The 22,566-nt window shown below is 61.2% G+C and carries 24 protein-coding genes; 12 read left to right on the top strand and 12 right to left on the bottom strand.

Annotation, left to right across the window (positions count from 1 at the left end; translation table 11 throughout):
- Positions 1-4: 4 nt before the first annotated feature.
- The 3 genes from M0808_RS01780 to M0808_RS01770 form a co-directional block, all read right to left on the bottom strand.
- A complete protein-coding gene (locus tag M0808_RS01780; protein ID WP_098966226.1) occupies positions 5-772 on the bottom strand; it encodes a uroporphyrinogen-III synthase in 768 nt (255 codons plus the stop codon).
- Positions 769-1,710, bottom strand: coding sequence for a hydroxymethylbilane synthase (gene hemC, locus M0808_RS01775; protein ID WP_247839669.1), 942 nt, complete (start codon positions 1,708-1,710; stop codon positions 769-771). The genes M0808_RS01780 and hemC overlap by 4 nt, the downstream gene beginning before the upstream one ends.
- A 137-nt stretch (positions 1,711-1,847) precedes the next feature.
- Positions 1,848-2,594, bottom strand: coding sequence for a LytTR family DNA-binding domain-containing protein (locus tag M0808_RS01770; RefSeq protein ID WP_103483674.1), 747 nt, complete (start codon positions 2,592-2,594; stop codon positions 1,848-1,850).
- Between the two features lie 472 nt (positions 2,595-3,066).
- Here M0808_RS01770 and argH point away from each other — a divergent pair, with 472 nt between their 5' ends.
- Positions 3,067-4,461 (top strand): argininosuccinate lyase, encoded by a 1,395-nt coding sequence (argH, locus tag M0808_RS01765; RefSeq protein ID WP_135296821.1) that lies wholly within the window; start codon positions 3,067-3,069, stop codon positions 4,459-4,461.
- Between the two features lie 128 nt (positions 4,462-4,589).
- Here the strand turns inward: argH and M0808_RS01760 are convergent, their stop codons facing one another.
- The gene (locus tag M0808_RS01760) at positions 4,590-5,249 is read right to left on the bottom strand and encodes a glutathione S-transferase (RefSeq protein WP_247839668.1); all 660 of its coding nucleotides are present in this window, start codon (positions 5,247-5,249) and stop codon (positions 4,590-4,592) included.
- 123 nt (positions 5,250-5,372) lie between these two features.
- On the opposite strand from M0808_RS01760, the gene M0808_RS01755 reads away from it, so the two are divergent.
- The 3 genes from M0808_RS01755 to M0808_RS01745 all read left to right on the top strand — a co-directional run bounded on the left by M0808_RS01755 (position 5,373) and on the right by M0808_RS01745 (position 9,186).
- On the top strand, positions 5,373-5,657 hold the full coding sequence (locus tag M0808_RS01755) for a hypothetical protein (RefSeq protein ID WP_247839667.1): 285 nt from the start codon (positions 5,373-5,375) through the stop codon (positions 5,655-5,657).
- A 255-nt stretch (positions 5,658-5,912) separates the two neighbouring features.
- Positions 5,913-6,158, top strand: a complete 246-nt coding sequence (locus M0808_RS01750; protein ID WP_098966233.1) for a TIGR02647 family protein — start codon at positions 5,913-5,915, stop codon at positions 6,156-6,158.
- Positions 6,159-6,342: 184 nt separating this feature from the next.
- A complete protein-coding gene (locus tag M0808_RS01745; protein ID WP_247839665.1) occupies positions 6,343-9,186 on the top strand; it encodes a class I adenylate cyclase in 2,844 nt (947 codons plus the stop codon).
- Between the two features lie 6 nt (positions 9,187-9,192).
- On the opposite strand, the gene rnk is transcribed toward M0808_RS01745, so the two are convergent.
- The 3 genes from rnk to cyaY form a co-directional block, all read right to left on the bottom strand.
- Entirely contained in the window at positions 9,193-9,612 is a 420-nt protein-coding gene (rnk, locus tag M0808_RS01740) for a nucleoside diphosphate kinase regulator (protein ID WP_115988639.1), read from the bottom strand.
- Between the two features lie 270 nt (positions 9,613-9,882).
- The gene (locus tag M0808_RS01735) at positions 9,883-10,101 is read right to left on the bottom strand and encodes a DUF1289 domain-containing protein (protein ID WP_247839664.1); all 219 of its coding nucleotides are present in this window, start codon (positions 10,099-10,101) and stop codon (positions 9,883-9,885) included.
- Between the two features lie 4 nt (positions 10,102-10,105).
- Positions 10,106-10,438 (bottom strand): iron donor protein CyaY, encoded by a 333-nt coding sequence (gene cyaY / locus M0808_RS01730; RefSeq protein WP_003229398.1) that lies wholly within the window; start codon positions 10,436-10,438, stop codon positions 10,106-10,108.
- A gap of 316 nt (positions 10,439-10,754) precedes the next feature.
- Here cyaY and M0808_RS01725 point away from each other — a divergent pair, with 316 nt between their 5' ends.
- Genes M0808_RS01725 through M0808_RS01700 form a run of 6 tightly spaced genes read left to right on the top strand, consistent with a single transcriptional unit; the run spans position 10,755 to position 15,364 of the window.
- Positions 10,755-10,928 carry a lipoprotein gene (locus tag M0808_RS01725; protein ID WP_007911098.1) on the top strand — a complete coding sequence of 58 codons (174 nt, stop codon included), beginning with the start codon at positions 10,755-10,757 and terminating at the stop codon, positions 10,926-10,928.
- Between the two features lie 9 nt (positions 10,929-10,937).
- The gene (gene lysA, locus M0808_RS01720; protein ID WP_098966238.1) at positions 10,938-12,185 is read left to right on the top strand and encodes a diaminopimelate decarboxylase; all 1,248 of its coding nucleotides are present in this window, start codon (positions 10,938-10,940) and stop codon (positions 12,183-12,185) included.
- Positions 12,186-12,188: 3 nt separating this feature from the next.
- Complete coding sequence (dapF, locus tag M0808_RS01715) at positions 12,189-13,019, top strand: diaminopimelate epimerase (RefSeq protein WP_027610441.1); 831 nt, start codon at positions 12,189-12,191, stop codon at positions 13,017-13,019.
- A gap of 13 nt (positions 13,020-13,032) precedes the next feature.
- Positions 13,033-13,758, top strand: a complete 726-nt coding sequence (locus tag M0808_RS01710) for a DUF484 family protein (RefSeq protein WP_097089519.1) — start codon at positions 13,033-13,035, stop codon at positions 13,756-13,758.
- Positions 13,759-13,760: 2 nt separating this feature from the next.
- On the top strand, positions 13,761-14,660 hold the full coding sequence (gene xerC, locus M0808_RS01705; protein ID WP_003229409.1) for a tyrosine recombinase XerC: 900 nt from the start codon (positions 13,761-13,763) through the stop codon (positions 14,658-14,660).
- Positions 14,657-15,364, top strand: a complete 708-nt coding sequence (locus tag M0808_RS01700) for an HAD-IA family hydrolase (RefSeq protein WP_247839663.1) — start codon at positions 14,657-14,659, stop codon at positions 15,362-15,364. Before xerC ends, M0808_RS01700 begins: the two co-directional genes overlap by 4 nt.
- Positions 15,365-15,609: 245 nt before the next feature.
- Here the strand turns inward: M0808_RS01700 and sutA are convergent, their stop codons facing one another.
- From sutA to glnK, 4 genes are all read right to left on the bottom strand, one after another.
- Positions 15,610-15,936 carry a transcriptional regulator SutA gene (gene sutA, locus M0808_RS01695; protein ID WP_007951900.1) on the bottom strand — a complete coding sequence of 109 codons (327 nt, stop codon included), beginning with the start codon at positions 15,934-15,936 and terminating at the stop codon, positions 15,610-15,612.
- A 102-nt stretch (positions 15,937-16,038) separates the two neighbouring features.
- Positions 16,039-16,464, bottom strand: a complete 426-nt coding sequence (locus M0808_RS01690) for a secondary thiamine-phosphate synthase enzyme YjbQ (RefSeq protein WP_003229414.1) — start codon at positions 16,462-16,464, stop codon at positions 16,039-16,041.
- Positions 16,465-16,680: 216 nt separating this feature from the next.
- The gene (locus M0808_RS01685) at positions 16,681-18,018 is read right to left on the bottom strand and encodes an ammonium transporter (protein WP_134784949.1); all 1,338 of its coding nucleotides are present in this window, start codon (positions 18,016-18,018) and stop codon (positions 16,681-16,683) included.
- Between the two features lie 37 nt (positions 18,019-18,055).
- Positions 18,056-18,394 (bottom strand): P-II family nitrogen regulator, encoded by a 339-nt coding sequence (glnK, locus tag M0808_RS01680; RefSeq protein WP_002555808.1) that lies wholly within the window; start codon positions 18,392-18,394, stop codon positions 18,056-18,058.
- 413 nt (positions 18,395-18,807) lie between these two features.
- Between glnK and M0808_RS01675 the strand changes: the two genes are divergently transcribed.
- Together M0808_RS01675 and M0808_RS01670 are read left to right on the top strand one after the other, a co-directional pair.
- A complete protein-coding gene (locus M0808_RS01675) occupies positions 18,808-19,068 on the top strand; it encodes an accessory factor UbiK family protein (protein ID WP_007920416.1) in 261 nt (86 codons plus the stop codon).
- A gap of 764 nt (positions 19,069-19,832) precedes the next feature.
- A complete protein-coding gene (locus M0808_RS01670) occupies positions 19,833-21,326 on the top strand; it encodes a YifB family Mg chelatase-like AAA ATPase (protein ID WP_098966244.1) in 1,494 nt (497 codons plus the stop codon).
- Here the strand turns inward: M0808_RS01670 and M0808_RS01665 are convergent.
- Positions 21,323-22,537, bottom strand: a complete 1,215-nt coding sequence (locus M0808_RS01665) for an aldose 1-epimerase family protein (protein ID WP_247839661.1) — start codon at positions 22,535-22,537, stop codon at positions 21,323-21,325. The genes M0808_RS01670 and M0808_RS01665 overlap by 4 nt on opposite strands.
- Positions 22,538-22,566 lie beyond the last annotated feature (29 nt).

Below are 22,566 nucleotides of genomic sequence, written 5' to 3'. Positions count from 1 at the left end.
TGCATTAGAGAACGGGCACGGGATGCTCCCGTAACGCCGTCAGCAAAGCCGCGGCACTCGCGCCGCGGCAATCCACAACTGTTCGGGCCCCGGCGGCACGTGCCAGCTCGGCGACCCTTGGGCTTGGCACAAACAACGGCAACTGCGCAATTGAAGGCCAGGCATCGCCGGCCATCTGGCGCAAGTGCTCGAAACCCTGTCCACTGCTGACCACCAGCCCGTTCAAGCGTTCCGCTGCAATCCGCTGCGGCAGCTCTTGCGGCGGGTAGGCCGGCAGGTCACGCCGATACAACTCCAGATACTCGACACTAGCACCAAGCGCGCGCAGGCGCTCGGCGAGCAGCTCGCGGCCACCCTCGCCACGCAGGATCAGCACCTGCGCGCTGGGCTCGGTGACCGCCTCGCGCAGACGCGACAATTGCAGCAGGGCTTCACTGTCATCGCCGTCGGCGGGACAGTGCACATCGAGACCGTGATCGCGAAGAATCTGCGCGGTCGCCGCACCGACGCTGAACCACGGCATCGACAGCGACTGAAGCCCATGAGCGTCCAGCAGATCAAGCGCAATCCGCGCCGCCGGTTTGCTGACCACGATGACCGCGCTGCAACCCGGCAGCTGCGCCAGCGCCTGACGTATCTTGTCAGAGACCGGCAGCGGCGCGATGTCCAGAAGCGGCAGGCAACTGCTGAAAATCCCCTGTCCGGCCAACACCGCGGCCAGCGCCGCACAGTCATCCGCAGGGCGCGTCAGCAGCAGGCGCCAGCCAGTCACTCGTGACCTGCCTCGCCATACACCGCTTTGAGAATGTCGTCGGCACCCTGACTGAGCAACGCTTCAGCGACCTGCACGCCCAACGCTTCGGCATTGGCACGCGGCGCACGCGCTTCGGCGCTGAGCAGCTTGCCGCCGCTCGGCTCGCCCACCAGACCACGCAACCACAGCTGCTCACCTTCAAGCACGGCGTAGCAGGCGATCGGCACCTGGCAGCCGCCATTCAGATGTTTGTTGAGGGCACGTTCAGCGGTCACGCGCGAAGCGGTGTCGGCGTGGTGCAACGGCGCGAGCAACGCGTGAATCTGCGTGTCGGCACTGCGGCATTCGATGCCGACGGCGCCCTGTCCACCGGCCGGCAGGCTGTCGTCGACGCTGATCGCAGAAGTGATGCGCTCTTCGAAACCGAGACGGATCAGACCGGCCGCCGCGAGGATGATCGCGTCGTACTCGCCGGCGTCGAGCTTGGCCAGACGAGTGTTGACGTTACCGCGCAGGAAGCGGATTTCCAGATCAGGACGACGGGTCAGCAACTGCGCCTGTCGCCGCAGGCTGGAGGTGCCGACGATGGCGCCGGCAGGCAGCGCATCGAGGCTGGCGTAGGTATTGGAAACGAAAGCATCGCGCGGGTCTTCGCGTTCGCAGATGCAGAACAGGCCAAGGCCTTCGGGGAAGTCCATCGGCACGTCTTTCATCGAATGCACGGCGATGTCGGCTTCGTTTTCCAGCAGCGCGGTTTCCAGCTCCTTGACGAACAGGCCCTTGCCGCCGATTTTCGACAGCGGCGAGTCGAGCAGCTTGTCGCCGCGACTGACCATGGGCACCAGCGTCACCAGCAGACCCGGATGGGCCTCTTCCAGACGGGCTTTGACGTATTCGGCCTGCCAGAGGGCCAGCGCACTTTTACGGGTGGCGATGCGGATTTCGCGAGAGGACATGGATCAATCCGTACTGAATAGATACGGCGGATAATAACAGCTCAGCCAAATCCACTTTGACTTGAATCAGAAACGGCGTGGCCTCCCTGGCCTGCAATGCCCGGTAGAAGAAAGTGCAACCGCGCGCGAAGGCCGGGTCAGAGGCCCTGCATCATCTTGCGCACACCGGCCACATGCCGACGGCTGACGATCAGCGCATCACCATTAAGGCCTTTGAGGAACAGCTGGAAATGCCCCAGCGGCGTGCGTTGCAGACGTTCGATGCGGTCACGGGCGACCAGCGCGTTGCGGTGGATACGCACGAAACGCTCGCCGAATTCGTCTTCAAGGGCCTTGAGCGGCTCGTCCAGCAGCACTTCGCCAGTCTCGTGGCGCAAGGTCACGTATTTGTGATCGGCAATGAAATAGACCACCTGATCCAGCGGGATCAGCTCGATGCCTTTGCGGGTGCGGGCGCTGATGTGACTGCGCGGGCCATTACCGCTTTCGGCGGCGGGACGGGTCAAGGCCGAGAGTTGCGCCCGGTTGGGACGTTCAGCCCGTTTCAGGGCGTCATGCAGATGTTCGGTTCGCACGGGTTTCACCACATAGCCCACGGCGCTGGCCTGCAGGGCTTCCACGGCAAATTCATCGGGGCCGGTGCAAAACACCACGGCCGGTGGCGTTTCGCGTTCGCACAGACGGGCAGCGACCTGCAGGCCATCGAGGCCCGGCATGCGGATATCGAGCAACACGATATCCGGCTTGTGGCTGTCGATCAGCGCTAACGCCTCTTCGCCATTCGTGGCGCTGGGCTCCAGGACTGTATAACCCTCGAGCTCGCTTACCATTCGGCTTAGGCGCTCGCGAGCCAGTGGTTCGTCATCAACGATCAGGACATTCATATTGCGCTGGATTCCTGCGTGAGTCTCGCACAAGGATAGCGTAGACAGGTGAAGTGACGTCCGTCACCGCGATCCACGCTAAGACTAGCCCGAGCGCCAAAAAGTGCCGTACGTCGGCCAGCAATATTTGCCAGTGTCCGGGTCGTACTGCTCAAAGCCCGCTGTTTCCTGCGTTTTTCACGGGGTATGCCAAAGGACAAAACCACCCACCCCCTCTTCTTATAGTCGGCGTCCGGACCTTTGTGCGATCCGCAGTCGCGCCGACCCTTATGTCCAACTGTAGACGCTTGCCGGGCCGATATTGCTCAATCGAAAAATATCCTTGCGCAAATCCCCCGCAGACGGCGCCGACTATGAATGAGCAGATGAGAAAAAAACGTATCGACCGGTGTCAGCGACAGGATTGGCAACCCTGTTATTATCCGCGCCAGCGTTTCACGCCTTCTTTCTTCAAGCCGATACGAGCGAATTCATGAGCACTGACAAGACCAATCAGTCCTGGGGCGGCCGCTTCAGTGAACCCGTCGACGCCTTCGTCGCCCGCTTCACCGCCTCCGTCACCTTCGACCAGCGCCTGTATCGCCACGACATCATGGGCTCGATCGCCCACGCCACCATGCTGGCCAAGGTCGGCGTGCTGACCGATGCCGAGCGCGACAGCATCATCGACGGCCTGAAGACCATTCAGGGCGAAATCGAAGCCGGCCAGTTCGACTGGCGCGTCGACCTTGAAGACGTGCACATGAACATCGAAGCACGCCTGACCGACCGCATCGGTATCACCGGCAAGAAACTGCACACCGGGCGCAGCCGCAACGACCAGGTCGCCACCGACATCCGTCTGTGGCTGCGTGACGAGATCGACCTGATCCTGGCCGAAATCACCCGCTTGCAAAAAGGTTTGCTGGAACAAGCCGAGCGCGAAGCGGCGAGCATCATGCCCGGCTTCACTCACCTGCAAACTGCTCAGCCAGTGACCTTCGGCCACCATATGCTGGCCTGGTTCGAAATGCTCAGCCGCGACTACGAGCGTCTGGTCGACTGCCGCAAGCGCACCAACCGCATGCCGCTGGGCAGCGCCGCGCTGGCCGGCACCACCTACCCGATCGATCGCGAATACACCGCGCAACTGCTGGGCTTCGACGCCGTGGGCGGCAACTCGCTGGACAACGTTTCCGATCGCGACTTCGCCATCGAATTTTGCTCGGCCGCCAGCATCGCGATGATGCACCTGTCGCGTTTCTCCGAAGAGCTGGTGCTGTGGACCAGCGCGCAGTTCCAGTTCATCGATCTGCCTGATCGCTTCTGCACCGGCAGCTCGATCATGCCGCAAAAGAAAAACCCGGACGTGCCGGAACTGGTTCGCGGCAAGACCGGCCGCGTGTTCGGCGCACTGATGGGCCTGCTGACCCTGATGAAGGGCCAGCCACTGGCCTACAACAAGGACAACCAGGAAGACAAAGAGCCGCTGTTCGACGCCGCCGACACCCTGCGCGATTCGCTGCGGGCGTTTGCCGACATGATCCCGGCGATCAAGCCGAAACACGCGATCATGCGTGAAGCGGCCCTGCGTGGTTTCTCCACCGCGACCGATCTGGCGGACTACCTGGTGCGCCGTGGCCTGCCGTTTCGTGACTGCCACGAAATCGTCGGTCACGCGGTGAAGTACGGCGTGGATACCGGCAAGGATCTGGCCGAGATGAGCCTGGAAGAACTGCGTCAGTTCAGCGACCAGATCGAGCAGGACGTGTTCGCCGTGCTGACCCTGGAAGGCTCGGTGAATGCCCGTGACCATATCGGCGGGACGGCGCCGGCGCAGGTCAAGGCAGCGGTGGTTCGCGGTCAGGCCGTCATCGCCAGCCGCTAAAGGTCAAAAGCTTCGCGAGCAAGCCCGCTCCCACATTTGGATTGATGTTGAACACAACATTGTGACCAACGAAATCCCCAGTGGGAGCGGGCTTGCTCGCGAATGCGTCCTTCAGAACGCCAAAAAACTTACTTCTTGGCAGCGATCATCGCCAAAAACGCCGGCATCGCCGCCTCTTTGTCCGCTGCAATCTTCTGCACATGCGGATTCTGCTCAAGCCGCTCCAGCAGCGCCTTGGCTTTCGGTATCTCTGCCAACAAATCGATCCCGAACAGTTTCTGCCCGACCGCACACGCCAGCGGCACGCTGTACAGGAAATACAAATCCGCGATGCTCAAACTGTCGCCCGCCACGTACGGGGCGAATTTGCCGTGGCGGCCCAGTGCCGCGAAACCCAGCAGCAGCTCGGCTTTGGTTTTCTCCTTGATCGCCTCCGGCACCGGCGAGCCGAAGAACGCTTCGCCATAACAGGCGCGGCCCGGCAGTTCGATGTACAACTCGATTTCCTTGGCGATCGCCAGCACCTGCGCCCGCTCGAATGGATCGCTCGGCAGCAGCGGCGTGCCCTTCTGGGTCTGCTCGAGGTATTCAAGGATGATCGCGGTTTCGTTAATAAATCCGGCATCGACGCCGAGTACCGGTACTTTGCCGCGCGGGCTGATCGCCAGCGATTGCGGGGTCGGCGTCGGGTAGAACGTCACCTCTTCGAACGCCAGGCCCTTTTCCAGCAGCGCCAGCTTGACCATGTTGTAGTAGTTGCTGACAGCGAATCCGTAGAGCTTGAACATCACATAGCCTCCAGGCCGTGCGGGGTGGGCAGTCACTGTTTATAGATCGCCGGGCTCGATCCTGCCAGCAGCATCACGCCGCTGAATGCGGGTAAACTGGCGCCTTTCCTTGAGGAGCCTGCCATGAGCGAGCCGACTGACATCGACAATGATGAAGAAGAGTTCACCGAATCGACGCTGATCGAAGCGATCGAGAACCAGATCGAAAGCGACAACCCGCCAGCGGCCAAGGCGACCTACAACAAGCTGACCCTGGTGGGCGTCGAGCGCGAAGAGATCCTTAATCTGATGGCCCATGTGCTGGCCTACGAGATTGACGCGATGCTCGACGAAGACCGCGCGTTCGATACCGAGTGGTACGAAGCAGCGCTGCGTAAGTTGCCCGAGCTGCCACCGGAAAAGCAGTAAACCCCGATCCTGTAGGAGTGAGCCTGCTCGCGATTGCGTTCTTTCAGCAAAAAATCAGCTGACTGACACGGCGCAATCGCGAGCAGGCTCACTCCTACAATGTTTGTTACGTATCTGCCGTACCATCTCCAGGCCCCTGACTACACTGCACTCCACCTCGAAAGGAAAAACCCGGCCACCGGCACTGGACATGCCGCAAAAGCGGGTTCACCTTAGGGACGCTGTCGTCCAATTCCTAGAAAGTCTGGAGTCCTTATGTCGCTTACCCCTGAGTTGGTTGCCGAACTGGAAGTCCTCGCACTCTTTCCCCTGGACAGTTCCCAGGAAGGTTTGAAAATTCATCAGACCGCTGCCCCGAAACATATCGCCGCCGCCAAACGCCTCTTCGAGAAAGACCTCACCGACAAGCCCGATGGCGGGTATCTGACCAGCCTGGGTCGTGATGCCGCGCAAAATGTGCAAACCGTGCTGACCATTCTGAGAGAACAGGAAACCGCCTGATTTTTCCCGTCTTCGCCCACGGGAACTCCTGCCACGGGATTTCCGCGGGCCCGCTTGATCGCTCACCGCTAAAAATCTGACGTCAAAAAACAAATTCAGCTTAAAAGTCCCGCTGCTCAAAGGCTAAACTGCCTCCCATTCCGAGACCCTCTTCGTCCGAGCCTGCGAGCCGGTTTGAGCTGACATGACGCGCACCCATGAAATCCGCCCCGATCTGGACGAGGGAATCGACCGCAAGGTGCTCAGCCAGCTGCGTGCGCGCTTTCTCAAACTCAATGAAGGTCGCCTTGGCCGGGCGCTCGAAGGTCTGTCGAGCCGCCAGCAAGGCGTGCTGACCCTGCTGCCACTGTTCTTCCACGTCAATCACCCGCTGTTGCCGGGCTATGTTTCCGGCAGCACCCCCGCCGGGCTGTCCAACTATGAACCGGACGCCAGCGCCCTCGCCGAAGCGCAGCGCCTGACCCGCTCGTTCTCCTACAAGCCGCGCCATGGCAGCAACCCGCCTCGGCCGATTCACGGACTGTTTCTGATGGGCAGCCTCGGCACCCTGGCCCAGGCCGATCAGAGCGACATGGACGTGTGGGTTTGCCACGCACCGGACCTGAGCGAAAACGAACTCGCCGAGCTGCGCAAAAAATGCCAGCTCCTCGAAGCCTGGGCCGCGACCCAAGGCGCCGAGGCGCACTTCTTTCTGATCGACCCGGTACGCTTCGTCAAAGGCGAACGCGACACCCAGCTCAGCTCCGAAAACTGCGGCAGCACGCAGCACTATCTGCTGCTGGACGAGTTTTATCGCACCGCGATCTGGCTGGCCGGGCGCACACCGATCTGGTGGCTGGTGCCAGTCTACGAAGAAAGCGCTTACGACCTGTACACCCACACTCTGCTGTCCAAGCGTTTCATTCGCGCCGACGAGACGCTTGATCTCGGGCATCTGGCGACAATTCCGCCGGGCGAGTTCATCGGTGCCGGCCTGTGGCAATTGTTCAAGGGCATCGAATCGCCCTACAAGTCGGTGCTCAAGCTGTTGCTGACCGAGGTCTACGCCAGCGAACACCCGCAAGTGCAGTGCCTGAGCCTGCGCTACAAGCAGGCCGTGTTCGCCAATCAGCTGGATCTGGATGAGCTGGATCCGTACATGGTGGTGTACCGACGCATCGAGGAATACCTCTGCGCCCGCAACGAGCCGGAGCGTCTGGAGCTGGTGCGGCGCGCGCTGTACCTCAAGGTCAACCGCAAGCTCACCGGCAACAGCCGCACCCAAAGCTGGCAGCGTTCGCTGCTGGAGCGCCTGGCGCACGAATGGCATTGGGATCAGCGGCAACTGGCCTTGCTCGACAGCCGCAGCCAGTGGAAAGTCCGCCAGGTCAGCGCCGAACGCCGCGCCCTGGTCAATGAGCTGAATTACAGCTACCGCTTCCTGACCCAGTTCGCCCGCACCGAACAGACCGTCAGCCTGATCAACAAGCGCGACCTGAACGTGCTCGGTCGCCGCTTGTACGCCGCGTTCGAACGCAAGGCCGACAAGGTCGAATTCATCAATCCCGGCATCGCCCCGGATCTGGCCGAAGACACCCTGACGCTGGTGCAATCGCCGAACAAGAAAGAACCCGGGCAGACCCAGTGGGGCCTGTACAACGGCAGCCTGACCGCGCTGGAATGGGAGCACTTCGCGCCGATCAAGCGCAGCCGCGAGTTGCTCGAACTGCTGACCTGGTGCCATCGCAACGGCGTAATCGACAGCAGTACGCGCCTGGCGCTGCACCCCGGCACCAGCGACATGAGCGAGTTCGAGCTGTTCAACCTGCTCGGCAGCCTGCAGCAGTGCATCGCCCTGCCCCTGCCGACCGTTGCCGAAGAACGACTGCTGCGCGCTGCGGTGCCGAGCGAAGTGCTGATGCTGGTCAACGTCGGTGTCGATCCGCTCAAGCACCACCGCGACCTGAACATCCTGATGACCACCGAACGCACCGATTCCTTGAGTTACGCCGGGGTGCGCGAAAACCTTGTGCTGACCCTCGATCAGGTCACGCTCAACAGCTGGAATGAAGTGCTGGTCAACCGTTTCGACGGCCCCCACGCGCTGCTCGATTGCCTGCGCGACTACCTCAACAATCTGCCGCGCGGCGCGCAGCAGCCGTCATTGAAGGTGCGCTGCTTCTGCCACAACCGCGCGCAGTTCATTGCCCGGCGCGTCGAAGAAGTCATCGACACCGCGCAGACCCTGCTGCTCAGCGAGCTCAATCACCGCTACCTGATTCAGGTACAACAGCACTATCACGTGCTGGAGCTGGTGCCGGGCCAGGTCAACCATGTCGCACTCGCCACACTGCCGGCGCTGCTCGATTATCTGGGCGAAGAACAGCCGCGCTACAGCCCGCTGCACCTGGACCCGATGGCGCTGGAGGATCACGACCTCGCGTTGATCCTGCCGATGGGTCAGCCGGAATCGATTCAGGTGTTCTACCGGATCAGCGAACAACAGGCCGAGCTATACGTGCTGGATGAGTTCAACGCGCTGTGGCAACAGCATCTGCCGTATCACGATGAACAGAGCCTGCTGGTACCGCTGCAGCGCTTCCTGCAATCGATCCAGTACCGACGCGAAGCGCTGTTGCCGATGGATGGCAGCCCGGCGGTCGGCCTCGACACCTTGTATTACCAGCTATTGCCTTCCGGCCCCGGGCGGGCGCGCCGGGTCGAACCACGACCGGTGCCGCAGACACCGGTCAACAAACCGTTCTACGACGTGCAGGCGATCGTCGGCAAAGCCGCACCGGGCGAGGTGCAAGTCACCTTGTATTGCAATCAACGGGAATTCAGCGAGCTGGAACATGGCGACCAGCTGTTCCACGTGGTCGCCCGGGAGATCGTCGAGCAGCGCCGCGAGACCGAGCGCTATCGCTGCTACATCACCGATCTGGACCTCTCGGGCCTGCTCGGTGATGGTCAGAGTTCAAGCAATTTGTATCTGCGCTACAAGGCCGACCTGGAGCGCGCCCTGAACGAGGCGCTCGAACAGGTCTGAGGCGGGTTACTCCGGAAAATCGCCACCCTTGATCGGTTGCGATTCGACCTCGAGCAAAATCAGTTTCAGGGTCTTGCCACCCGGAGCCGGCCAGTCGATGTGCTGACCGACCTTCAGGCCCAGCAGCGCGCTGCCGACCGGCGCGAGGATCGAGATCTTGCCTTCGTCGGCGTTGGCATCCTTGGGATAGACCAGCGTCAGGTGATAGTCCTTGCCGCTGCCTTCTTCGCGGCAGTGCACGCGGGAATTCATCGTCACGACATCGGCGGGCACTTCATCGTGGCCGACCAGCGTATCGGCGCGGTCCAGTTCGGTTTGCAGCGCGATCACGCCCGGCGCAGCCTGGTCTTTCTCGTTCAGGTTGTCGATCAAGCGCTCCAGACGTTGCACGTCCAGACGGGTAAGAGTGATGGAAGGTGCGGTCATGATCCGGGCAGACTCCTTTCTTCTGCACACAAAAAAAGCAAAACCCCGCCAAAAAAGACGGGGTTTTCACCAGGCCTCGATGGGTTGAGGCGTGTTCGGACACTATCACAGCTCAAAAAATATACAAGTCACCGCCCGGCAAACCCCACTCAGCCCTGAGGGAAACTTTGTGGTGAGGGGATTTATCCCCGATAGACTGCGCAGCAGTCTCAAAAGCCTGGGGCCGCTGCGCAACCCATCGGGGATAAATCCCCTCGCTACAGGGCCGAGTCAGGCCTGAGTTCGGCGTTGTCGGGCTTGGCTGACGATCACCCGGCGGCGTTGATCGTCTGCCGAACGCCATTCGCGAATATCCTCGACATGGCGGAAGCAGCCGAGACAAACCTTCTGTTCATCCAGCCGGCACACGCCGCTGCACGGCGACGGCACCGCCGGGCTGATGTTGCTGTAAAGCGGCTTTGGCGGACGAACAGGTGCGCTATCAGTCACGAATTCACAGACCTTCGAAGTCAAATTCGACGCCGGCTTGCTGCTTGACGATGCGCTCGAGCATCTCGCCCAGTTGCTCTTCGCTCTTGTCGCACATCCAGCGCTCGCTCTCTTCGTCGTAGTCGAAGTGGAAACCGCCGGAGACCGCCGCCAACCACAGCTGACGCAACGGCTCCTGACGACTGAAAATCAGCTGCGTGCCGTTTTCAAACTTCACAGTCAGTACACCGGCCGAGCTTTCCAGGTCGATATCCAGGTCGCTTTCGTCAAAGATGTCCTCCAGTTTTTCCTGGGTTTCATCGACCAGATCGTGGAAACGCGCTTCGGACAAACTCATTGTGGCAACCTCAAAAAATGTCTGATCAGGCTCAAGCGCCGCAAGATACGGACGCTGCCGGCCGATTGCAAAGATTAACGACCAAGCACCTGCCGGCACATCCAACACAACACTTGTGGGAGCGGGCTTGCTCGCGAAGGGGCCGGCACATCCAGCATTTTTCTCGACTGGACCGACGCCTTCGCGGGCAAGCCCGCTCCCACAGGGGTTTGTGTGCATTCACAGAGCCCCGCCGGACGGGAACCCCCTCGCATAGGCAAGCTGCCGGGTGGCCGGTATACTCCGGCGCAATTAACGCATTTTCAAGGATTTCGCCATGAAGCGCCTGATCTCTTCCCTTGCTGCGCTCGTCGCGGTTGCCTGCCTCGTTTCGGCCTGTGGTCAAAAAGGCCCGCTGTACCTGCCGGATGACGATCAGGACCCGGCCGAGCAAGCCCAGTCTTCGCAAAAGCAGCCGTCCAAAGCACACAAGCACGACGTTTACCAATAAGGGATCGCCATGGACGCTTTTAACTACCGTGGCGGGGAGCTGTTCGCGGAAGGTGTGGCGCTGTCCGCCATCGCCGACCGCTTTGGCACGCCCACCTATGTCTACTCGCGTGCGCACATCGAAGCCCAGTATCTGGCCTACGCCGACGCGCTGGCCGGCATGCCGCACCTGGTCTGCTACGCCGTCAAGGCCAACTCCAACCTCGGGGTTCTGAATGTCCTGGCCCGTCTCGGCGCCGGTTTCGACATCGTTTCCCGTGGCGAGCTGGAACGTGTACTCGCCGCTGGCGGCAGCGCCGACAAAATCGTGTTCTCCGGCGTCGGCAAGACCCGTGACGACATGCGTCGCGCGCTGGAAGTCGGCGTGCACTGCTTCAACGTCGAATCCACCGACGAGCTTGAGCGCCTGCAAGTCGTGGCTGCCGAGCTGGGTGTTCGCGCACCGGTCTCGCTGCGCGTGAACCCGGACGTCGACGCCGGCACCCACCCGTACATTTCCACCGGTCTCAAAGAGAACAAGTTCGGCATCGCCATTGCCGACGCCGAAGACGTGTACGTGCGTGCCGCGCACCTGCCGAACCTGGAAGTGATCGGTGTCGACTGCCACATCGGCTCGCAACTGACCACCCTGCCGCCGTTCCTCGATGCCCTCGACCGTCTGCTGGATCTGGTCGACCGCCTCGGCGATTGCGGCATCCACCTGCGCCACATCGATCTCGGTGGTGGCCTGGGCGTGCGGTATCGCGATGAAGAGCCGCCACTGGCCGGCGACTATATCAAGGCCGTGCGCGAGCGTCTGAACGGTCGTGACCTGGCGCTGGTGTTCGAACCGGGCCGCTTCATCGTCGCCAACGCTGGCGTGCTGCTGACTCAGGTCGAGTACCTCAAGCACACCGAACACAAGGATTTCGCCATCGTCGACGCGGCGATGAATGACCTGATCCGCCCGGCGCTGTATCAGGCCTGGATGGACGTCACTGCGATCAAACCGCGTGACTCCGCTGCGCGCAAATACGACATCGTCGGCCCGATCTGCGAAACCGGCGATTTCCTCGCCAAGGATCGTGAGCTGGCGCTGGAAGAAGGCGACCTGCTGGCCGTGCATTCGGCCGGCGCCTACGGCTTCGTGATGAGTTCCAACTACAACACCCGTGGCCGTGCCGCTGAAGTGTTGGTAGACGGTGATCAGGTTTTTGAAGTGCGCCGCCGCGAAACCGTGGCCGAGCTGTTTGCCGGCGAAAGCCTGCTGCCGGAGTAACCCATGCTGCTGCGTTTTACCAAAATGCACGGCCTGGGCAATGACTTCATGGTTCTCGACCTGGTCAGCCAGCACGCGCATATTCAGCCCAAGCACGCCAAGCAATGGGGCGACCGGCACACCGGTATCGGTTTCGACCAATTGCTGATCGTCGAAGCGCCGAGCAATCCGGACGTGGATTTCCGTTACCGGATCTTCAACTCCGATGGCTCGGAAGTGGAACAGTGCGGCAACGGTGCACGCTGCTTCGCGCGCTTCGTGCTCGACAAACGTCTGACGGCCAAGCGGCAGATTCGCGTCGAGACCAAGGGCGGCATCATCGAGCTGGACGTGCGTAACGACGGCCAGATCGGGGTGAACATGGGCGCGCCGCGTCTGGTGCCGGCGGATATTCCGTTCGACGCACCGGCGCAGGCCAGCAGCTATCAGCTGGAAGTCGACGGCACCACGGTCGAACTGGCCGCTGTATCAATGGGCAACCCCCATGCAGTGCTGCGCGTACAGGACATCAACAATGCACCGGTGCATGAACTGGGGCCGAAAATCGAACACCACCCGCGCTTCCCGGCGCGGGTCAACGTCGGTTTCATCCAGGTCATCGACCGCAACCGCGCGCAGTTGCGCGTCTGGGAACGCGGGGCCGGGGAAACCCAGGCCTGCGGCACCGGCGCTTGCGCCGCGGCTGTCGCGGCAATCAGCCAGGGGTGGATGGATTCGCCGCTGTTGATCGACCTGCCCGGCGGGCGTCTGTCCATTGAATGGGCAGGCCCTGGCCACCCGGTGCTGATGACCGGCCCGGCAGTGCGTGTATACGAAGGACAAGTGCGTCTTTGAGTGAGCAGAAGCCATGACCGATAAGCCTCAGGTACCCGCCCGACAGTCCGACGAATCCGCGTCCGAGAGCCTGGAGGCGGCAGCGGTTGCCGCATACCTGGAGGCTCATCCGGACTTCTTCGTCGAGCACGAAGAACTGCTGCCTGCCATGCGCATTCCCCACCAGCGCGGTGACACCGTTTCGCTGGTCGAACGCCAGATGAGCATCCTGCGCGACCGCAACATCGAGATGCGCCACCGCCTTTCGCAGTTGATGGACGTCGCCCGCGACAACGACCGGCTGTTCGACAAGACCCGTCGCCTGATTCTGTCGCTGATGGACGCGGCCAGTCTGGAAGACGTGGTGATCAGCGTCGAAGACAGCCTGCGCCAGGACTTTCAGGTGCCCTTTGTCAGCCTGATCCTGCTCGGCGACAACCCGGCACCGGTTGGCCGCTGGGTGACTCATGCCGACGCGCAAACCGCGATCGGCGGTCTGCTCACCGAAGGCAAGAGCGTCAGCGGCACTCTGCGAGAACATGAGCTGGACTTCCTGTTCGGCGAAGAACAGCGCAAGCAGATCGGCTCGACGGCGGTAGTTGCGGTCAGCCATCAAGGCATCCACGGCATTCTGGCGATCGCCAGCCGTGATCCGCAGCACTACAAGAGTTCGGTGGGCACGCTGTTCCTCAGCTACATCGCTGAAGTCATGGGTCGCGTGCTGCCACGGGTCAACAGCTCCCTGCGCTCGGTACGCTGAGCATGGAACGACAACTGGACGCTTACTGCGAACACCTGCGCAGTGAGCGACAGGTGTCGCCGCACACCCTGTCGGCCTACCGCCGCGACCTCGATAAAGTCCTCGGCTGGTGCCTCAAGCAGAACATTGGCAGTTGGGCGGCGCTGGATATTCAGCGTCTGCGCAGCCTGATCGCCCGCCTGCATGCGCAGGGGCAGTCGTCACGCAGTCTCGCCCGATTGCTCTCGGCGGTGCGCGGGCTCTATCACTATCTGAATCGCGAAGGTCTGTGCGATCACGACCCGGCGACCGGCCTGGCGCCGCCGAAAGGCGAACGGCGTCTGCCGAAAACCCTCGACACTGACCGCGCATTGCAACTGCTTGAAGGTGCGGTCGAGGACGACTTTCTCGCCCGTCGCGATCAGGCGATTCTCGAATTGTTCTATTCCTCGGGCCTGCGCCTGTCCGAGCTGACCGGGCTCAATCTCGATCAGCTGGATCTGGCCGACGGCATGGTTCAGGTGCTCGGCAAGGGCAGCAAGACCCGCCTGCTGCCGGTCGGCAAAAAGGCGCGCGAAGCACTGGAGCAATGGCTGCCGCTGCGGGCCATGACCAACCCGGCCGACGACGCCGTATTCGTCAGCCAACAAGGTCGGCGCCTCGGCCCACGGGCGATTCAGGTGCGAGTAAAACTGGCCGGCGAGCGCGAACTGGGGCAGAACCTGCACCCGCACATGCTGCGGCATTCCTTTGCCAGCCACTTGCTGGAATCCTCGCAGGACCTGCGCGCGGTGCAGGAACTGCTCGGCCACTCGGACATCAAGACCACGCAGATCTACACCCACCTAGACTTCCAGCACCTGGCGGCGGTCTATGACAGCGCCCACCCACGGGCCAAACGCAGCAAAGGCGACGATTCATGAACATCCAGTTGATCACCTTCGACCTCGACGACACCCTGTGGGACACCGCCCCGGTGATCGTCAGCGCCGAAGCGGTGTTGCGCGAATGGCTGAGCGAACACGCGCCGAATCTGGGCGCGGTACCGGTGGAGCATTTGTGGGGGATTCGTGAGCGGGTACTGGCCAGCGAACCGGGTCTCAAGCACCGCATCAGTGCGTTACGTCGGCGGGTGCTGTTCCACGCACTGGAGGAAGCCGGGTACGCCCACGGCGAAGCTGCGGATCTGGCCGACAAAAGCTTTGAAGTATTCCTGCATGCGCGGCATCAGATCGAGGTGTTCCCGGAGGTCGAACCGACCCTGGAAATCCTTGCCAACCACTACGCCCTCGGCGTGGTCACCAACGGCAATGCCGACGTGCGTCGATTGGGCCTGGCGGATTACTTCAAGTTTGCCTTGTGCGCGGAAGACATCGGCATCGCCAAGCCGGATGTACGCCTGTTCCATGAAGCTCTGCAGCGCGGTGGTGTGAGCGCAGACCTGGCGGTGCACATTGGTGATCATCCGGGCGATGACATCGCCGGGGCACAGCAGGCGGGGATGCGCGCGATCTGGTTCAACCCGACGGGCAAGGTCTGGGAAGCCGAGCGGCTTCCGGATGCCGAGATCCGTAGCCTGACCGATTTGCCAGCAGTGCTCGCCCGCTGGAATGCCCTCTCCGCCTGACGCAATACCGCTTTCTTGTGGTGAGGGGATTTATCCCCGATCGGTTGCGCAGCAGCCGTGAAGTCATCTTGCGCGGTGTCTCAGGACGGTGGGGGTGCTGCATTAGGGGCCGCTTCGCGACCCATCGGGGATAAATCCCCTCACCACAAGGCTCACTCCTACAGGGGATAGTGGCGCGTCCGGAATTCCAGGCATGAAAAAGCCCGCAGCGACGGCGGGCTTTTTCAGCAAGCAGGTAGCACGCCTCAGATAGGGCGGCTGCCGTACTTGTTATCCGGCTTCTTGGGCGGATCGGCGACCACGTTGGCCTCCACTTCCTGCACCTTGCCACCGCGCGCAAGGAATTCTTCCATGGCCTTGGCCAGGGCGTCGCGCTCCTTGTTCTTGGCTTCGATGCTCGGCAACTCGTCGACCGACACCGCAGCCTTGGCTTTGCCTTTGGCAGCCGGGGCCGGCGTATCGTCACCGCCATCGTCTTCAGCAACGTCTTCCGCTGCTGCTTCCAGACCGTCCTCGGCCTCGTCTTCGTCGCCTACTTCGAGGTCGTCGTTTTCCAGATCATCGTCGCTCATGTTCTACCTCATGACTTGCGAAAAGCAGATTAGTTATAGACCAGCTTTGGCGACTGTCGAAAGTCGCCGTAAAAAAATCGGTAACCGCTGGTGACCAACGGTTTACGCCCCTTCACCGTGCAGGGTGGCGAGGACTTTACGGGCACCGCCATGATCACGGTGCTCGCCCAGATAAACGCCTTGCCAGGTTCCCAGAGCCAGTCGCCCTGCCGAAACCGGCAGACTGATCTGGCAGCCAAGTACGCTGGCCTTGAAGTGCGCCGGGAGGTCGTCCAGGCCTTCGTCGTTATGCTCATAGCCGTCTGTTCCTTGTGGGATCAGACGATTGAAAAATCGTTCGAAGTCGCGACGGACCGCCGGATCGGCGTTCTCGTTGATGGTCAACGACGCCGAGGTATGCTGCAGCCACAAATGCAACAGACCGACCCGGCACGCCTTGAGTTCAGGCAGGCCGGCGAGTAACTCGTCCGTTACCAGATGAAAGCCCCGGGGCCGTGCCCGCAGGGTTATCAGAGTCTGTTGCCACATACAGTTCTCCGCACGTTCGGGGCGCATTCTAGCGCGCTCTGGGAAAAAACAAAGGCCCTAATATTCCTGCAATGATGTAAGCGATTGGCCGCAGAAAAACGCTTGTCGTAAACACGACCAAAGCCGTACGAAAAATCCTTTCAGCCACTACCTGAATGACAAATTCCAGACAAAAAAATGCCCGGCAAGCCGGGCAAGTTTTTTCGATGCGCGTACTTACAGGTTGTAGCCGCGTTCGTTGTGTTGTGCCAGGTCCAGACCCACTGCCTCTTCTTCCTCGGTGGCACGCAGGCCCATGACCACGTCCAGTACCTTGAGGATGATGAAGGTGACGATCGCGGTGTAGATCACCGTGAAGCCGACACCTTTGCACTGAATCCACACTTGCGAAGCGATGTCGGTCACGGTGCCGAAGCCACCCAGCGCCGGCGCGGCGAACACGCCGGTGAGGATCGCGCCAAGGATACCGCCGATACCGTGCACGCCGAAGGCATCCAGGGAGTCGTCGTAACCGAGTTTGCGTTTCAGCGTGGTCGCGCAGAAGAAGCACACCACACCGGCCGCCAGACCGATGATCAGCGAGCCCATCGGGCCCACGGTACCGGCTGCCGGCGTGATTGCCACCAGACCTGCAACCACACCCGAGGCAATGCCCAGTGCGCTAGGTTTGCCGTGGGTGATCCACTCGGCGAACATCCAGCCCAGTGCAGCGGCAGCGGTCGCGATCTGAGTCACCAGCATCGCCATGCCGGCGGTGCCGTTGGCGGCTGCGGCGGAACCGGCGTTGAAGCCGAACCAGCCGACCCACAGCATGGCCGCGCCCATCAGGGTGTAACCAAGGTTGTGCGGTGCCATCGGGGTGGTCGGGAAGCCTTTGCGCTTGCCCAGTACCAGGCACGCCACCAGACCGGCGATACCGGCGTTGATGTGGACCACGGTGCCGCCCGCGAAATCGAGCACGCCCCAGTCGCCCAGCAGCGAACCCGGACCGCTCCAGACCATGTGCGCGATCGGCGCATAGACCAGCGTGAACCAGACGCCCATGAACACCAGCATCGCGGAGAACTTCATGCGCTCGGCGAAGGCACCGACGATCAGCGCCGGGGTGATGATGGCGAAGGTCATTTGATAAGTGACGAACACTGCTTCAGGGAACAGCGCTGCCGGGCCGGTAATGCTGGCAGGCGTGACGCCCGCGAGGAAGGCCTTGGCAAAGCTGCCGACGAAGGAGTTCAGGTTGACGACGTTGGCTTCCATCCCGGTGGTGTCGAACGCCATGCTGTAGCCATAAAGGAACCACAGGATGGTGACCAGGCCGGTAATGGCGAAGCACTGCATCATCACCGAAAGAATGTTTTTCGACCGCACCATGCCGCCGTAGAACAGCGCGAGGCCCGGAATGGTCATGAACAGCACGAGGGCTGTGGAGGTCAGCATCCAGGCGGTGTCGCCGGAATTGAGGACTGGAGGCGCCACCGGATCTGCCGCCATAGCCAGGCCGGGCATTACGATGGACAACAGGGCGCCTAGCCCTGCGAATTTACGCAGAGTCATATTGTTTTCTCCTGGGGCGTTGGGTTTGTGGCGGCGTTTAGATCGCGTCGGTATCGGTTTCGCCGGTACGGATGCGGATCGCCTGTTCCAGATTGACCACGAAGATCTTGCCGTCACCGATCTTGCCGGTGTTGGCAGCCTTGGTTATCGCCTCGATAACCCGATCCAGATCCTTGTCGTCGATAGCAACGTCGATTTTCACCTTGGGCAGAAAATCGACCACATACTCCGCGCCGCGATACAGCTCGGTGTGACCCTTCTGCCGGCCGAAGCCTTTGACTTCAGTAACGGTAATGCCCTGCACGCCGATTTCGGACAGCGACTCGCGCACGTCGTCCAACTTGAACGGCTTGATGATGGCAGTGACTAGCTTCATGAAACTCTCTCCCGAATTGGTGGACTTGCCCCAGGAAAACAAACCCGACTCAAGTCTAAGCGCAGTGCCTGGCTTTGTAACGCATCGTCGGCCTTACCTGCCCGACTGACGCCAGCTAACCGCTGCCGGCGAAACTCCCCGTCCCGCCTGCCGCACTGCATTCGTCACAGCGACTGCATCAGTGCATGGGTCACTACCGACTAAGCAGAAAGCTTGCCATCTCGCCAAATTCCTCTGATTTCAAGCCCTTGGCCGCTGCCACAGGCGCCCGCGCAAAAAAGCCCCAACGGTTACGCACAACAACGGTGCGCTGCCGTCCGTCCGCCTGCGCGAAAAGCGTGCATCCGTGCCTGCGTCAATGACTATAGACACTGCGTGATACACTGCCCGCCACTGTTTACAGGACACATTCCATGCTCGCGCCCAAAGACTTCCTCGACGCCCTGAGCGGCACCGCCTCCCGCCTGTTCAGCGGCGACACCCCGCTGCCGAAAGCCGAAATCGAAAGCCAGTTCAAGATGCTGCTGCAGAGTGCCTTCAGCAAACTCGATTTGGTGAGCCGTGAAGAGTTTGATAGTCAGATGGTTGTATTGGCGCGTACCCGTGCTCGCCTCGAAAGCCTTGAGGCCAAAGTCGCCGAGATGGAAGCCAAGCTGACGCCGCCGGCCGAGTAAGTCTGCAGACCCTGAGCCAAAGTGCCTTGAAGTTTGCGAAAGAAATTAAACCGCTCCTGCCGAGGCAGGAGCGGTTTCCGTCAGATCAATCCTCTACAACGAATTATTCCAACGGTCTCGCAGAAACTCGTACAGGCGAAAAGCCCATAGCGCGATTCTGACGAGGCGCCACATATGTTTAAGAAACTTAGACATACTTTGGCCCTCCTTGCGTGGGGCCAAACCTCCGATGCACTTTCCGGCGTACGAACACCTTCGGGACTACACGTGAGTATGTCCGCCAAGGCGGCCGGGTGTGGGTTCCTCAAATACAGCACCGGCACGGGTCTCACACCGTGTCGAGGAACATGAAGTCTTTGCGCTCCCGGCCACACTTCGCGAATACCCCATGAGTGGGCATCGTCATTGCGGACTTTATGACAGCCCTTAGAAAGCGATTTAAACAACTTGTATCAAGTCGTTATGAGGCGCTATCAACGGGACCGTTGCCCCCCTTTCAAGCCCATCTGATACTTGCGCCAATGAGCAAACATGCATAACCTGATCGCACGTGAGTGTGTCCGCAAAGGATACGCAGGCCTTGGCCTCACCGAAGCCTGCAAACTGAAAACCGTCTCCTCAAGGCGGTTTTTTTTTCGCCTCGAAATTGGTTGACCGCTTTCCCGCAACATCCAGTGAAAGTTCGCCCCCGCCTGATCGCCCTTCCCCAACTACCCTTCAAAAACCCGCAGGAAGCGGTCCCCGATTCAGCTCAAGGAACGACCATGTCCCTCTCCATCGTCCACAGCCGCGCCCAGGTTGGCGTGGATGCTCCCGCTGTCACCGTCGAAGTCCATCTGGCCAACGGTCTGCCCTCGCTGACCATGGTCGGCCTGCCTGAAGCGGCGGTAAAGGAGAGCAAGGATCGCGTGCGCAGCGCGATCATCAATTCCGGGCTGCAGTTTCCGGCGCGGCGGATCACCTTGAATCTGGCGCCGGCGGACTTGCCCAAGGATGGCGGGCGCTTTGATCTGGCGATTGCCTTGGGGATTCTGTCGGCGAGTGTGCAGGTGCCGTGTCTGACGCTGGATGAGGTGGAATGCCTTGGTGAATTGGCGTTGTCCGGCGCTGTGCGGCCGGTACGCGGGGTGTTGCCGGCGGCACTGGCGGCGCGCAAGGCCGGGCGGGCACTGGTGGTGCCGCGGGCGAATGCCGAGGAAGCGTGCCTGGCTTCGGGTTTGAAGGTGTTTGCGGTGGATCATCTGCTGGAAGCAGTGGCGCATTTCAACGGGCATACGCCGGTCGAGCCTTATGTCTCGGACGGGCTGATCCATGCGGCGAAACCTTATCCCGACCTCAATGAGGTGCAAGGACAGATGGCCGCGAAACGCGCGCTGCTGATTGCCGCAGCGGGCGCGCACAATTTGCTGTTCAGCGGGCCACCGGGGACGGGCAAAACATTGCTGGCAAGTCGCTTGCCGGGGCTGCTGCCGCCACTCTCAGAATGCGAGGCGCTGGAAGTGGCGGCGATTCAATCGGTCGCCAGCGGCGTGCCACTGACCCATTGGCCGCAACGGCCCTTTCGCCAGCCACACCACTCGGCCTCCGGGCCGGCGCTGGTCGGTGGCAGCTCGAAACCGCAACCCGGCGAGATCACCCTCGCCCACCACGGTGTGCTGTTTCTCGACGAGCTTCCGGAATTTGATCGCAAGGTGCTGGAGGTGCTGCGCGAGCCGCTGGAATCAGGGCATATCGTGATTGCCCGAGCCAAGGATCGCGTGCGTTTTCCGGCGCGCTTCCAGTTGGTGGCGGCGATGAATCCGTGCCCTTGTGGATATCTTGGCGAGCCGAGCGGCAAGTGCTCTTGTACACCGGACATGGTGCAGCGCTACCGCAACAAGCTATCGGGGCCGTTGCTGGATCGGATCGATCTGCACCTGACGGTGGCGCGGGAAGCGACGGCGTTGAATCCGGCAGTGAAGCCAGGCGAGGACAGCGCCAGTGCGGCAGCCGTGGTGGCTGAGGCACGCGAACGCCAGCAAAAGCGTCAGCGTTGTGCCAATGCGTTCCTCGATCTGCCAGGCCTGAAGCGGCACTGCCAGTTATCCACAGCCGATGAGAAATGGCTGGAGTCTGCCTGCGAACGGCTGACCTTGTCACTGCGCTCAGCCCATCGTTTGCTCAAGGTCGCCAGAACCCTGGCAGACCTTGAGCAAGTCGATGCAATCAGCCGTGAGCATCTGGCCGAGGCGCTGCAATACCGGCCGGCGACGCCTTAATGCTCGGTCAGATCCACCAGCGGCGTCTGCCGCACTTCGGTTTCACGCCCGGCCTGGATTTCACTCACGCGCTTCAACGCATTATCCACGGCGCCTTTGTCTGCCAGCAGGCTGTAGCTGATCTGAAACTGTTGGCTGGCCTTTGGCGCAATGGTCGGCACCAGGTTCAGCGGACGCTGATAGCGGCGGTTGTAGGAAAAGCTGGTGCCTGGCTCAAGGCCCGTGACATAGCCCTGCCCTCGGGTGTCGGTATTTTTCCACAGGGAAAACACTGGCAGCTGTTGTGTATTGAAGCCAACGGAGACACCGAGGCTGCCAGCCTTGTTGTGCAAAACAGTCAGGGTTTCGCCTTTTGCGTCGGCGTAGGGCACGACGTTATAGACGGTTTCGTCGTAGTCCTTGGTTGGACCGCGATAAGTCTGCCAGTCCGCCAACTCGGCTTTGGCCTTGTCGTTGAACGGCGAGACCTGTTTCACCGGCGCCGCGAACCGCGCGCCCTGCTCAAGGAACGGTGTACTGAAGTTACTGTGATACAGCGCCTGGTATTCCTTCGGATAATCGCCGTTGTTGGTCAGCGTATCGTTGAGGGCAAAGCGCACGCTGCCCGGCTCGGTGACCAGCTCAGTGACGACCGAGAAATCGACTTTCTTGAACGCCTGTTCCTTCAGTTCACCGCGCAGACTGATGGCGTAGGGTGGTTTTTCGTCAATGTGCAGCGTGACGCTGCTGGCCGGGATGTTGGCGGCGCGGCCGTGCAGAGTCAGCAACTCACCATTGTCCATGCCGGGATGGCCGACCCATTCATAACCGCAGCGGGCCACCAGCTCATTGAAGCCTTCCAGCCAACCCAGACCACCGCGTCCATTGAGTTCGATGAAGGCCGGGTTGACCACTTCCTTGACCGGCGAATCCCAACCCATGCGCACGTTACCAACCGACGCCTGCAAGACATTCATGCCGCGGGTCGGCACCACCGAGAGTTTCATCGTGCCGTTATCGATATCGACGATGCTGACACCTTCCTGTCGTCCGCCGTGCAAGGTTCGCAGACTCACGGAGAAAGGCTTGTCGGTTTTCACCCCGAGCTGCTCACTGGTAATGCTCCAGTTTTGCGCAGGCTTGTTGGTATCGAGGAGTACGTAATCCCAGGCCATGGCGTGGGAAGCAGCAGAGAGTGCGCCGAATGCAACGGCGAGTTTGAACGGGGTCATGGCAGCAGCCTTTATTGGAGTTGTGCCAT

This window comes from Pseudomonas sp. MWU12-3103b (assembly GCF_023100615.1).
Classification (GTDB): domain Bacteria; phylum Pseudomonadota; class Gammaproteobacteria; order Pseudomonadales; family Pseudomonadaceae; genus Aquipseudomonas; species Aquipseudomonas putida_A.
The sequence above is the reverse complement of the archived record's forward strand: the minus strand, read 5'-3'. Positions and strand labels throughout refer to the sequence as shown.